The organism is Microcoleus sp. B4-C1, assembly GCF_036705285.1.
In the GTDB taxonomy this organism is placed as follows: domain Bacteria; phylum Cyanobacteriota; class Cyanobacteriia; order Cyanobacteriales; family Microcoleaceae; genus Microcoleus.
The window spans coordinates 1-13590 of record NZ_JAUBUC010000134.1; the positions used below are offsets into that span (position 1 = coordinate 1).

Consider the following 13590-nt stretch of genomic DNA (forward strand, 5'->3'; position numbering starts at 1 on the left):
AACAATTGATTGGTGTCCGTCACAGTAATCAAAGTTTGATTGTTGCTGGAAGTAATACTGAGTTGATTAAAACTCAAACCAGAACTCAACCCAATTAAATCCTCTCCCTTGCGGAAATCAGTAATGATGTCGCTACCCAAACTTTGATTTAGGAAAAACACATCATTTCCCGAACCACCAGTCAATGTATCGTCCCCAACATCGCCGGAAAGGAAATCGTCCCCAGCACCGCCGCTGAGAATATCATTAGCTTTGCCGCCGTACAGGGTATCGTTACCGATGTCGCCGAACAGCACATCGTTTTCATTGCCGCCCAAAAGCAAGTCGTTGCCCTCACCGCCATCGAGACTGTCGTTTTCTTTGCCGCCGTAAAGCGTGTCATTTCCCAATAAGCCAAAAATCAGGTCTGCACCTTCATTGCCAAAGGCAATATCGTTGCCATTTCCAGCATTAATTGTGTCATTTCCCAAGTTGCCTAAAATGTAGTCGTCTCCATCTTCACCCAGCAAGATATCGTCATCTTTACCGCCGAAAATGCTGTCGTTGCCAAGGCCGCCGGCAACTGTATCATTGCCTAAATCTCCCCTCAACAAGTCGTCGCCCTCACCACCAACCACAGTGTCATTATCTTTGCCAGCGTAGATGGTATCGTTGCCAGCGTCGCCAGAGATGAAATCGCTGCCTCCATTGCCGAAGATTGAGTCGTTATCTGCACCGCCGTCAATGTTGTCATTGCCGCCCATACCGTAAAGAATATCGTTGCCGACAAGTCCGTTAATCGACTCGTTGATGCCACCGCCCATGATGAAATCGGCATCGTTACCGCCGTTGATAGTTTCTTGGACGGGGTTGGGGGTGATGGTGGCAGAGTCGAGTTGCGGGGCGTTGAGGCTATCGAGCAGGGAACCATCCGAGGCCGGAGTTGGTGTCGGTGCGGGAGTTGGTGTCGGCGGCGGAGTCGGCGCAGGTGTGGGAGTTGGTGCCGGTTCCGGTGTGGGAGTTGGTGCCGGTTCCGGTGTGGGAGTCGGAGTCGGTTCCGGTGTGGGTGTCGGAGTGGGTTCGGGTGTGGGAGTTGGAGTCGGCGCGGGCGTCGGAGTTGGCGTCGGTTCCGGTGTGGGTGTCGGAGTCTCAGTCGGAGTCGGCGCGGGCGTCGGAGTTGGCGCCGGAGTCGGTGCGGGAGTTGGAGTCGGTTCCGGCGTCGGAGTTGGCGCCGGAGTCGGTGTGGGAGTTGGAGTCGGTTCCGGCGTCGGAGTTGGCGCCGGAGTCGGTGTGGGAGTTGGAGTCGGTTCCGGCGTCGGAGTTGGAGTCGGTTCCGGCGTCGGAGTTGGCGCCGGAGTCGGTGTGGGAGTTGGAGTCGGTTCCGGTGTGGGAGTTGGTTCGGGTGTGGGCGTCGGAGTTGGCGCCGGAGTCGGTGTGGGCACTGGGACGACACTACCTCCCAATTCAAAAGAGCCGCTGTCCACGATCGCACCTGGAATGCTGTCGCCATCTTGAGGGCGAGTCAGGCCTCGCTGATCTGTAGCGGGTGCGCCGGTGGCAATCCCTTTATCAATTGCCGGACTTCCTGTCAGCAGGGGCCTGACTAAAGCGCCGTTGATGTTTTGCAAAGGGCCAAGTAAGGGGTCTGCGATCGTCACACTTGCCGTCGCATTGAAATCGCTTCCGTCATTGGGGTTTTTGGCCGGCCACTGAAAATTCCCTCCTTGATCGCTATATTGGGCGGTGACGTGTTGCTGAATGCCCCAAGGGTTTCCTCCGTTAGCCGCTGTATTGTTGGAAAGAATAGTGTTTTTGAGGGTGACATTATTGGCATTGGCGAAGATACCTCCACCAACCCAGCCTGCAGAATTATCGGCGATCGTCGTGTTGAGAATGGTTGTGGGTGCACCAAGAGTCATTGCACCGCCGAGTTTGTTGAAATCACCAGCAGCAAATGCCGTGGAGTTGCCAGAAAACGTACTGTTAGTAATCGTAGTAGGGGCATTTCGCATCCACAGGCCGCCACCTTGATTATTGGCTTTGTTGCCCGCAAAGGTGGTGTTGGTAATGGTCAATCCCTGGTTGGTGCTGTCGCTCAAAACCGTTACCGCACCACCGTTTCCAGCATTTCCACCGTTGGGTAGCGCCAGAATTTCGTTATTTTGGAAGGTGCTGTCTGCAATACTTACGCTATCTTGGGTGCCGGTAAACAGATAAGCTGCTCCGCCTTCGCCTCGCCCTTTGTTGTCTTGGAATACGCTTTTACTGATTTTAATTGTGCCGGAAGGCTCGTCAGTAGAACTGGCGCGGTCTGTGTAAATTGCCCCGCCGAAACCCCTTAAAAAAGAATTGCCGTTGGGATCGTTTGGGGCGAACTGGCCGGAGGTGGTATCGTTGCCGATGAATCGCGAGTTTTCAACTGTTAACTTGCCGTTTAGGCTGTTAATTGCCCCACCATTAATTCCTAAGTTGTTGGTGAAGTCGCTGTTAACAACGGTGAGGTTTTTATTACTTGCAAAAGCAATACCGCCAGCGCCACGTTCATCGTTGGTTGCAGTGGCTTTATTTCCGGTGAATTTACTGTCGGTAACGGTCAGGGTGTTGTTCCAGCCGCTGAAGATTGCACCGCCGCCTTTATCAGCCACGTTGTTGGTAAACTGAACGTTTTCTACGGTCATCGTTACTTCGTCTTGTGTACCGATCGCCCCACCATTATCCACCGTTTTACCGTTGATAATAGCGAGGTTTTTGACTGTAAAATTCGTAGCAGTCGCAACGTTGGCATTGACAAAAAAGGCGCGGGATGCGTTGTTGCCACTGATGGTTAAACCGGGTGCGGCGGCGCCGTCAATGGTGATGTTTTTGCCAACGGGAATATCGAGTTGACCGCTGGTGAGGGTAATGGTTTGGTTGGCTAAACCTGGAGCGAAGGTAATGATATCGCCGGCAACAGCGGTGGCGATCGCAGCCCTTAATGAACCCGGCCCGCTATCGCTATTGTTGGCTACTACGATCGTAGCTAAATCACCTTGGTAACTTGCCATAGCCTCTGGCCCCAAGGCTAAGGGAGATTCAATCTGACCCCTAGCAAATTCTAAATTCCAGTCGCCGTTGCTGCCAGTTATGTTGGTAGAGGCCGCAACGTCAGCTCCGGTTAATTGACTGAATCGATCGACGAAATTAACACCTGTACCGCCTGCTACATCGCAGCCGTACAGCATGATGTCTGCTTCTGGGGCTAGTGAAGTTTGCCACTTTTCCAACTGGCTTTTGTATTGCTCTATGTTATCTGAACCCAGAGCGGTATTGCCTAATTGTAGGCTGCCTGAACTGCCGTGAGAAATAATGTGAACCGAGTCTATCGCCCCCTTAGTAGAGGCGTATTTTTCCATCTCGGATGTGATTTGTTCGATGCCGTTTTTGGTGCGATCGAGTATTACTACCTGCTGTCCGGGCAGCACTCCTGCTGTAATTGACTCGTAATCTTTCACGCCGGCGTCAATGAAGACTAAGGAGCGCACTGGCCGTTCTTCAAAAGCAGATTGTGAGTTAACTTGAGCGAATGTAGAACTCATATTGGAGACTCCATTAAGGGCATTATTAGTAGATACACCCCGGAGTTATCTCATCAGGCTTATTTCATTATATCTTAACACCCAATTGATAGATGATGCCTTTTTTAAAATATTTTTGTTGATTTATTTTGCTCGGCATTTGCATTTTTACTTTTAACTAAAATGGAAATCTGAGCCTCTATCTATGGGAATAGATCGCAATATTAATCGGGAATATTGAAATAAATCTAGGTTCTATTATCCAATTTTTTTTGACCTTATTTTGCTAATAGTAGGCTGAGTTGAGGGATGCGGAAATAGTCGAGGTAATTCACCCCCGAATAACTCCTCTTATATTTAGTAGTTTTTATTTGAGTGTGAGATTTTACGTAGAGGCACAATGCACTAGAGTTTCCCTAGCTGTATTTCATCCAATGGAAAACTGAATTATGTAGATTTTGAACAATTCTATATGCTTTGACTTTGCTAGGTTTGCGGTACACCTAAATACTGATTCCCAGGACGTTTGGTCGCATTTACTAACAGTCAATCGATTTTAGATTTTAGATTTTAGATTTTAGATTAAAGAATTGAAGCATTGACACCACGGATAAATACGTTCGGCAAGTTTCATCGGATACAGGTTTTTTATTTCTGGACGGATCAATCCGGGGGCTTGTATCCTGGATGCTTGCGGTCAAAACGATCTAATATTAAGTGGAACCTATGGCTGGAAATCAATTGGCTTATGGGGTGCTACCGACACTGTGAGGACTGCCATCCTCACTGCAAACGTGATTCAAATTATTCAGCGGGAGTTGATATGATTGCTGATTTAGTCAGATCGAAATCGTTGATTGCGATCGCCCCTGCGTCCATAATTACAATTGCATTCGGGTTCAGTCGCCCTCGGTACGTTCCATACCCTGCATTAAATTACTCTCCTTAATTAGCAAACAGTCGATCGCGCCCACCGCCGTTGCTGAATGTATCACTATCTCGATCGGCATAACACGAACCAAGTCCGCTGTTTTGAGTCAGAGAATTATGCGATTTTGGCAATTGACTTTTGTATGGTTCGAGGTAATCTGAACTGAGGATAACAAAGCCTAATTGCAGTTGGTTCGAGCGACCGTCATAAGTCGAGCCAACTTTGTCAATCTCTCTAAGGATAGAGGCAGATTTTTGAAGTTTCCAGGTAAATTTCTCGATGCAGTCAGATTCCCCAGCCAATATTCTGGAAACAAAATATCCACCTTCATTGATGCTGGACTCCTTGACTACAAAGCTTTTGGATGGGGGATTTGCGTATTCCGAGGCGGGAGTCGTTTCCCTTAAAGAAGTCAACATATTCCGTCCTCCAAAAGTGTGTTTAGCGGTAGATACAGCCTTGGAGTCAGAGCTTCTGAAACTGCCAGCGACCTTATTTATTTCGCTCATTCTTATTTCACCTATCTATCAGTTTGCCCTATTTCTGCCACACTGCCATCCGCGATCGCACGGAATTTATATTCTGCGTGTTTTCCCTTACTTCCGGCAAACGCGAAATTACCGATCGATCCGATATCCTATCCGTGATACCACTTTCACAAAAGAATCCAACTGTAATATCATCTCCGAGCGATTAACCATAATATCCTGGTCGGGGCGGGTTTTTGAGATTGTCAATTATTGGCAGGTATTGTTCGTGAACCCGCCCCTACAACAATCGCGGTCGCACGACCGGACATGATATAAGCCCGTGCTTCAAACCTCGATAGTCTTCAGTCATTCCCATGTAAAATCTAAAATCTAAAAGGGTATGACACTTAGTAGATTGGCCTCGCAACTGCACCCCTCAAGATTCTGTGGAAGATGGCGGTTTTTTCCCTGCATTGCGAATATTAATAATCTTGTTGAGCGCCTCAAACCAAAAAGCAGCCCCCATAGAAATAGCTACGCCGCTCAATATCCACCCAAACAATCTTGCCATCAAAGCCGACCACAATAAATTCCCCTGCTTATCTCGTTCTAAGCTGTTCTGTTCGCTCCATCCAAAAGGCAGAGCTACCTCATCCAAAGCTATATCTACATCCTTTTGAACTTTTCTCAGACTTGGTAAATTATCTAATTTAGTCTTAGCATTATTTACCACCAACTGCTCAGCGTACAAATTAACAGTCGATCGCAACATCGAATCCTTCGACAACCGATTAATAATATGAATGGTATCAGCATTAGCAGCAACCGCGATCGCAGTTCCGAGCAAAATCGCAACCCCTCTAGCATTCCGCTTGTAAACACCAGAAGCACGCTCCATCGATTGGTCAAACCAAATTTCAATTTCTTTCTGAAACCGCTGCAACTGCTCTTGAGTATCTCCGCCACCTTTTTCAGCGCGCTGCGCTAAAATATAAAGGCTGCGTTTCAAAGATTCTGGCATACTGTCCAATGTTTCTTGAATTTGTTGATAAATCGGACTCTCCTCTTTAATCTCCATAATTTCTGCTACCGAATCTTGACTTTTTTTAACAGTATTTAACAGATTGCTGAAACTCGGTTGCAGTTGCCCTAGCAGCGCCACCCGCTCAACTTTACTGTCAAAACGAGCCTTGACAAATGCCATCTGCCTCTGAAAATCTCTACCTGCTAGCTCGGTTTCTGGTAGATAAACCTGAGAATCATTAATATAAAATCCTAGCTTTTCCGACATTCGATCTAAGCTATTGTTCAAACTTGCTAAATTGTTTTGATAATCTTCCACAATTCGATTGAACTCCGCAGTCAGCCACCTAAATTCTTGCTTAATAATCGGTTTAGTAGCATCCGGTAAACTCAGATTTTCTCCAATTTGTTGAATTTGTGCTAATTGTAAATTTTTAAATCTTTCCAATCGGGTTTTAGAGATAGAGCTGAGCAAACTAGAAACCTTTAAAGTCTCCAAAAGGCTAGCAGAAAAACACTCGGCTGGAATATAAGAAGGCCCACTGGATTTATTGCCGAAAACATTTTTAGTACCCGTAACTCCGTGGTAAAAATCCCCCATGCGGTGCGTAACAGAGCGGAATCCCTCTGATACAAGCCCTTTCGCTCCCTGATTCAAATCCTTGATAATCGGATTGGCGTAAATCGAATGAGCTAACTGTCCGACTCGCTTAAGTTGCAGGGGATCTTTCGCGGCTTCGCTGCCTCCAGAAATTAGCACTTCGATCGACTTCTTTAAATGTTGGGCCCGCCACTGCCAAACAGTAGCAATCAGTTCCTGAATTTCCGAAGCTAGCAAGCTTAAAGTCAGGTAGATAAAGACTAAGCCAATGATAATATCTATAATTACAGGCAAATTCATAAAAAAACTCGGTAAGTGGGAAACGAGCGCGACTTCAGTCCTGAGAGGGAAGCGACTCGGCGATTTCAATCGCCTTGAATCTTTCCCCTTTCGGGTTGGAGGGGTATGGTTGCCCCTCCGATGAGGTATGGTTGCCTCAGTCTCCCTTGCGGGGTAATGTTCGCCTCGACCTGGTTATAAAGGCTTGTTAGACCTGCGACACTGTTTCAGTGACTTTAAAACTGTTTAATCGCAGGTGACAGAGCGGAAAACTGGCGTCGCATTCGCCGGTGTCGTGACCTAAATAACGTCTCCTCTTGCGAGGGGTCTGGTCAGCATAGCTTGCTCGATTTCTCTTACAAGCGAGCGTGGCTTTAGCCCGCTCGTTACTGACGGTATTTTCCTAGTCGCAAATAACTGCTGTCTAAGTTTACCTTCAGTTTGGGACGCTCAAAACTCTCTTAACTTATGTCAGAAATCTTTCCATTCCTAAGCCGCAAACCGAAAAATCGCTGGAATGACAGCTTTACAGATAAAGTGTGGATGCTGGCTTTTCTGTTGGCTGCAGTGCTGATTTTCGGGCTGAATCTGGGCGGCGTGGCTTTGCGGGATTGGGATGAAGGCATTGCAGCGCAGGTAAGTCGCGAAATTTGGCGCGGCAACTTAAATTGGCTGTATCCGACGATCGACTCTATGCCTTATTTCAACAAACCGCCGCTGGTACACTGGCTAATTGGGCTCTGTTTTGCCGTCGGCGGTGTCAGCGAATTGACGGCGAGGTTGGTACCGGCGATGCTGACGGCGGCTTCAGTGCCCTTGCTTTACGCCATTGGCAGGGAGTTGTTTCCTAGACGCTCGATCGCCATTTTTTCTGCCCTCGTGTATCTGACGCTGTTACCGGTGGTGCGGCATGGACGTTTGGCGATGTTGGATGGGGCGGTTTTGTGTTTTTTGCTGGGGGCGATGTGGTGTTTGCTACGATCGCGCCGCGACTTGCGCTACGCTTTGGGCGCGGGGATTGGGTTCGGACTCATTTGCCTCACTAAGGGCGTCATGTTGGGGCTGCTGCTGGGTGCTGTTGGCTGTATTTTTTTGGTTTGGGATACCCCGCGACTCCTCACTTCTGGGTATCTTTGGGGCGGATTGGCGATCGGAACATTGCCAGTAGCTGCTTGGTATTTTGCCCAATGGCTGCACTACGGCCAATATTTCATCCACACTAATTTAATTAACGAATCTTTCCGGCGCATTTCGGAACCTGTAAGCAGTCACAGAGGCCCGCCTTGGTATTATCTTTTAGAAATTTTAAAATTAGCTTGGCCGTGGCAGTTATTTTGGCTACAAGGGCTGCGCCTGAGTTGGGAAAATCGCAATTTTGCCGGGCCAAAATTAGTATTGGTTTGGACAGGAGTATATCTGCTGGCTATTTCTGTGATGACTACTAAATTGCCGTGGTATGTTTTGCCAATTTATCCAGCTTTTGCTCTTGCTGTTGGCAGTTATCTCGCTGAAGTTTGGGAGCAACTGTGGCTGCCGCCAGAACCCGTCAAAGAGGAAGCAGAAGAACGTTTTGATGCTATTTCTTTGCTGCCTCATCCCGCGATTTTGGCAGTGCTGGCTATAGTTGCTGTCGTCGGTTGCGTGTACTTCAGTGGCTGGGTATGGATCGGGGGACAAATTGCGCCTCCAGAGCGAGATTTGCAGTTAATGCTGATGTTTGTAGCTTTGACAATGACAATGGCGGCCGTGTTGCTGCACCGCAAAGACCGACAGTTTATATTAGTTTTAATTTGGGGAACTTACCTGACGCTGTTGGTATTGGTGGCTTCAGATAACTGGGTTTGGGAATTGGCGGAGGATTATCCGGTTAAGCCGATCGCCGAAATTGTCCGCACAGGAACTCCGGCCGATCAACAAGTGTTTACTTCTCACCGCTTGGGCCGTCCATCGCTGAATTTTTACAGTCAACGCCAAGTTATTGTCGCCGACGCGCCGACGCTGAAACAGAAATGGCAAACTCTTCCTCAACCTTATTTTCTGTTAGAAAAACCTGTTTTAAAACATTTAGGTTTGCAGAATGCTAAGATTGTCAAAACAGCGGACGATTGGGTTGTGGTAACTCGAAAGTAAGTTAGGGACATCCAATCAGCGTCTGTATGGGACGGTGGTGCATGGCCCAGCTCCTCTACCGCTCAAGATTGTCCAGGTTTCAGTGATCGATAACAGCATTTTGATCTCAGCTTGGACGGAAACTGATCCTCGTACTAGAAAGAAACCCTGGTGGGTCTAAGGATGAAGTGATATGGAACCGATTCGTATTTTTTACTTTTCCGATGTTCTCTGCGTTTGGGCTTATATTGCTCAGATTCGTTTGGATGAGTTGAAAACAACCTTTGAAGACAAGATTGCGATCGCAAAGCACTTTGTCCCCGTCTTTGGTGTTGCTCGTGAAAAACTGGAGAACCGATGGCGAGATCGCGGTGGTTTGCAAGGATACAGCAATCATGTCCAGGAGGTTGCGAAAAAGTTCGATCACATCAGCGTTCATCCTGATATTTGGACTAAGGCAACACCATTTTCATCGACATCCTGTCATTTGTTTCTCCATGCGATTCAACTACTAGAAACGAAAGATTTAGTAGAGCGAAATCAACAGGTATTTGAAAAAGCAACCTGGGCATTTCGGGAGGCGTTTTTTACCCAACTCGCAGATGTTTCTGACCGCAAGGTACAATTTGGAATTGCGGAGGAGTTAAGACTGCCGATCGCTGCTATCGAAGCTCAGATCGATAGTGGTGAGGCTTATGCCAAGCTATCCCAGGATTTTGAATTAGTCAAAGAGCATACGGTTACAGTCAGCCCCACCCTGATTTTTAATGAAGGACGGCAGAGACTCAACGGTAATGTGGGCTACCGGGTGATCGAAGCTAATATTCGGGAGTTACTGCACAATCCTCCGGGAGAACAATCATGGTGTTAGGAATCTTGCATTAATTGAAAGATGCGATCGCAATCAAAATGCACCCATGAAAAGTGAACGACTAAGGATTTATATAGCAGGCAAAACAATGAGATCGAAGCTATACGGTTTGGTTGTGTGTTTAACAGCTTTGAGCCTATTCACAGGCTGCTCTCTCAATTTGGGTGGGCTTAGAGGCTCTGGAATAGTTAAGACCGAATCTAGAGAAGTAGGTCGATTCTCATCCATTTCTAGTAAATCCGTAGGTAAAGTCACGATACAGCAGACAGGAAAAGAGTCCCTAACGATCACCGCTGACGACAACATTCTGCCGTTGCTAGAAAGTCGTGTAACTGACAATGTTCTGTATCTCACTATCACGAAAGATACCAATATGAATCCCACCAAGCCCATTGAATTCGTTGTGGAGGTAAAGAGCCTAGAGAGCTTGAATATAGATGGTGTCGGTAGTGTTGAGGTAAAGGATATCCAAGGTAAACAGTTGTCGATTTCCCTTCATGGGGTGGGTAGCATGACAATCGCCGGAAGTGTCGATGTGCTGGAACTCAATTTTTCCGGGGTTGGAAGTTTCCAAGGTGAGAATTTCAAGACTAAACAGGCTACGGTTCGCAATAGCGGCGTGGGCAGTGCTGTGGTTAATGTCAGTCAGCAGTTAGATGCGACTGTATCCGGCGTGGGTTCAATAGAGTATATTGGCTCTCCTCAAGTTCGCGAATCTGGGCGGGGCGTGGGGTCAGTTAAGAAACGGTAGCGATCGCTTGGATTCAGTAGAGAGAGAATTGAATTAGAGAATAAAAAAAAGGAGTTATGCCATGAATACGATCAAGATTGAAATTTTGGGTTCAGGCTGCAAAAAATGCCAACAGCTAGAGGCAAATGCCAAACAAGCTGTAACTAATCTCAATTTAAATGCTGAAATTCTGCACATTACCGACCCCATCGAAATCGCTAAACGAGGTGTGATGTCTACTCCCGCCATGACAATCAATGGCAAAGTCGTCAGCAAAGGTCAAGTGCTCAGTCCAGAACAAATTCAGCCCTTATTGCAGCGTTAAAGAGGCAAAGTTATGTTCGATCCATTTTATCCTTTTGATTGGTTGGCAACCCAGATTGTCACCCAAATCTTCGGCTTGTCGATTTCATCGCATTTAGGATCGAGTCTGCATTTCTTTCTTTACGATGTGCCAAAAGTCTTAACATTACTAATTGTAATTAGCTTCATTGTTGGGACATTTCAAAGCTTTTTAGAACCAGAGCGTGTTCGCTCTTTGCTAGAAGGAAAGCGCACTTTTGCGGGAAATATCTTGGCGGCAATGGTAGGAATCGTCACACCATTCTGTTCTTGCTCTGCGGTTCCTTTGTTCATCGGATTCTTAGAAGCAGGTGTGCCTTTAGGTGTGACCTTTTCTTATCTGATGGCAGCGCCAATGGTAAATGAAGTTGCTGTTATCCTGCTGTGGGGATTGTTTGGACTAAAGGTGACACTGATCTATATCGGTTTTGGTGTGGGTTTGGCGATCGCCTCTGGATATATCATCGGATTACTAAAATTAGAAAAATGGGTGGAACCCTTTGTTTGGGAACTGCAAAAATCTCATCAAGAAATACCTCTAGGTGATGAGGACAATCTAGAACCAGTGATGCTAACTTGGGGGCAAAGATTTGAGCAAGGATGGTTCCAATCGAGCGAAATTGTGCGATCGGTGTGGCTCTATGTCGTGGGTGGTATTGCGATCGGGGCGGGGATTCATGGTTATGTGCCAACAGATTTTATCACTCAATATGCAGGTGCAAATAATCCTTTTGCAGTGCCGATCGCGGTAATTTTGGGCGTGCCACTCTATGCAAACATTGCGGGTGTAATGCCGATTACCGAAGCTTTAGTCAATAAAGGAATGCCAATGGGTACAGTTTTGGCCTTCACAATGGCTGTGACAGCATTATCGCTTCCTGAAATGGTGATTCTCAAAAAAGTTTTGAAACCTCAACTCTTAGCCGTGTTTATTGGGTTAATGACTGTTGGAATTATTAGTATCGGCTATATATTTAATGCCCTAATCAATTGATTGACATGGTGCTGAAATATCTGGCTGACAGAGTGAACCCTTAACAATCCATTTCAGGAGAAATCTATGAGCTTTAAGAAACCAATTCAGACTATATTACTGGGATTTGCACTATGTTTTTTCCTCTTGGTTGGTATTGGGCAAAACCCGATCCTCGCAGCAAATCTCATAGAAACTGAACCAATCTTTCAAGAAAAAATGCAAACAATGTCTGAAAAAACCGTGAATCTGGAATCGGGAGTCGATCGCTTCCTCACGTCGATTCCAGCAGGCTATTACACGATCGCCAATGTCGAAGGGTTAAAAAACCTATTAAAGAACCCTCAAACCCTGTTGGTGGATGTGCGAGAACCCTCTGAGTATCGATCGGGACATATCGCTAATGCGATCGATATTCCACTCCGAACACTAGCGCACAATCTGGATCGAATTCCGCGCGATCGCCCCGTAGTTTTGTACTGTTCAACGGGCTATCGATCGGCAATGGGAGTAATGACATTGCACCTATTGGGCTATGAAAATGTCCAGGGATTTCCGCCAAGTTTTGCAGGCTGGAAAAACGCAGGAGAGGCGATCGCCTCTAGCTAATGCACCAAAACAATTAGGGTAATTGCTCAACCCCCCCTACGGACAAAAATAAAATCTCTGAAACCCTTTGTAGGCGAGTATTGCAAAGTTTGAACACAATTATTTCATTTTTCCGTTTTGAGCGCTGAAACCCTCATTCTCTCGTTGATTTTATTGAAGAAGAAGCTTTTTGCTTAAAATTCACAATCTGAAACTGTCTCTAGGAGGCAGTTTCAGGGGAGGGGGGTAGTTGAGCAATTACCAATTAGGATGAAAATCCAAAAATTTTGACTCTGGAATTGCAAGACATTTTAACTTTTTGAGGACTTTTGTGATGAACTTTATCTACTTTAACTACCCTAAAATTCGCCCGATGCGCTGGCTGCTGGCTGCTTGGATCTGCGTTTTACTGATTGTCTGTATTCCCTTACCTGCTTTTGCTGCTGTGACGGAAATCGAAGAATATCCAGGGCAGATGCTGTATCAATCCCGGCAAAAACTGCAAGATCAGAACGGAAATTCTTGGCAGGCGATCGCCTTCAAACGCATCCATCCTGAAGGTAGTTCTACTGTCTCTCTGCGCGTCGTGGGCTTTCCTGGTGCGGTGGAATTCGATCGCACTCAACCGCTGATTCTGACAACATCTATGGGCGAAACTCTAACCGCCAAGGATATTTCTAGCGAAATTTCTAAGGGCACACCAACCCCAGCGAATGTCGCAGAATATGACATTAAGTCTGTCCTACCGCAGTTGCAGGCTGAAATTCCCCTTCACCTAACTTTACCAGTGGTAACTGGTTCAGCGATCGAGTTACAAATCCCATCGACGGCGATTCAAGAGTGGCAAACAATTTCTGCTCATTGACTAACTCCAAAAAATCAAACCGATGAATCCCCAACTCTCCACATTTTGGAGCTTACCCACAGATCGAGTGCTTCAACAGACGCACTCGATCTGTGGATTTAACCCGTCAAGATGCGAAACAACGCTTGATCGAGTACGGCGCGAATAGCCTCAAACAAACACACAAATCGAGCGCATTAATGCTGTTGATTAATGGACTAAGCTGTTGTGCCTTTAAATAGGGTATAATAAAAAATTAGTTTAGTCAATTTATACAAAAATGCCAGCTAAAAACC

Annotated in this window: 11 protein-coding genes; 8 read left to right on the forward strand and 3 right to left on the reverse strand. The window is 46.6% G+C overall.

Annotation, left to right across the window (positions count from 1 at the left end; all coding sequences use genetic code 11):
* From QUB26_RS29735 to QUB26_RS29745, 3 genes are all read right to left on the reverse strand, one after another.
* Window positions 1-3554 (reverse strand): DUF4347 domain-containing protein (locus QUB26_RS29735; RefSeq protein WP_333320910.1); only part of this gene is annotated, 3554 nt, incomplete at its 3' end.
* 924 nt (window positions 3555-4478) lie between these two features.
* Window positions 4479-4883, reverse strand: a complete 405-nt coding sequence (locus QUB26_RS29740; RefSeq protein WP_333246593.1) for a hypothetical protein — start codon at window positions 4881-4883, stop codon at window positions 4479-4481.
* A 487-nt stretch (window positions 4884-5370) separates the two neighbouring features.
* A complete protein-coding gene (locus QUB26_RS29745; protein WP_333246591.1) occupies window positions 5371-6858 on the reverse strand; it encodes a hypothetical protein in 1488 nt (495 codons plus the stop codon).
* A gap of 447 nt (window positions 6859-7305) precedes the next feature.
* Here QUB26_RS29745 and QUB26_RS29750 point away from each other — a divergent pair, with 447 nt between their 5' ends.
* From QUB26_RS29750 to QUB26_RS32140, 8 genes are all read left to right on the forward strand, one after another.
* Window positions 7306-8967: a glycosyltransferase family 39 protein gene (locus tag QUB26_RS29750; protein ID WP_333246589.1), complete on the forward strand. Its 1662-nt coding sequence runs from the start codon at window positions 7306-7308 to the stop codon at window positions 8965-8967.
* Between the two features lie 172 nt (window positions 8968-9139).
* Window positions 9140-9817 (forward strand): DsbA family protein, encoded by a 678-nt coding sequence (locus QUB26_RS29755; protein WP_333246587.1) that lies wholly within the window; start codon window positions 9140-9142, stop codon window positions 9815-9817.
* Window positions 9818-9905: 88 nt separating this feature from the next.
* Window positions 9906-10568 (forward strand): GIN domain-containing protein, encoded by a 663-nt coding sequence (locus QUB26_RS29760; protein WP_333246585.1) that lies wholly within the window; start codon window positions 9906-9908, stop codon window positions 10566-10568.
* A 61-nt stretch (window positions 10569-10629) separates the two neighbouring features.
* Window positions 10630-10872 carry a thioredoxin family protein gene (locus tag QUB26_RS29765; RefSeq protein ID WP_333246584.1) on the forward strand — a complete coding sequence of 81 codons (243 nt, stop codon included), beginning with the start codon at window positions 10630-10632 and terminating at the stop codon, window positions 10870-10872.
* A gap of 12 nt (window positions 10873-10884) precedes the next feature.
* Window positions 10885-11883, forward strand: coding sequence for a permease (locus QUB26_RS29770; protein ID WP_333246582.1), 999 nt, complete (start codon window positions 10885-10887; stop codon window positions 11881-11883).
* Window positions 11884-12090: 207 nt separating this feature from the next.
* Window positions 12091-12471: a rhodanese-like domain-containing protein gene (locus QUB26_RS29775; RefSeq protein WP_333246580.1), complete on the forward strand. Its 381-nt coding sequence runs from the start codon at window positions 12091-12093 to the stop codon at window positions 12469-12471.
* A 313-nt stretch (window positions 12472-12784) separates the two neighbouring features.
* Window positions 12785-13315, forward strand: a complete 531-nt coding sequence (locus tag QUB26_RS29780; RefSeq protein WP_333246578.1) for a DUF3122 domain-containing protein — start codon at window positions 12785-12787, stop codon at window positions 13313-13315.
* 92 nt (window positions 13316-13407) lie between these two features.
* Window positions 13408-13536 (forward strand): cation-transporting P-type ATPase, encoded by a 129-nt coding sequence (locus tag QUB26_RS32140; RefSeq protein ID WP_445299653.1) that lies wholly within the window; start codon window positions 13408-13410, stop codon window positions 13534-13536.
* Window positions 13537-13590 lie beyond the last annotated feature (54 nt).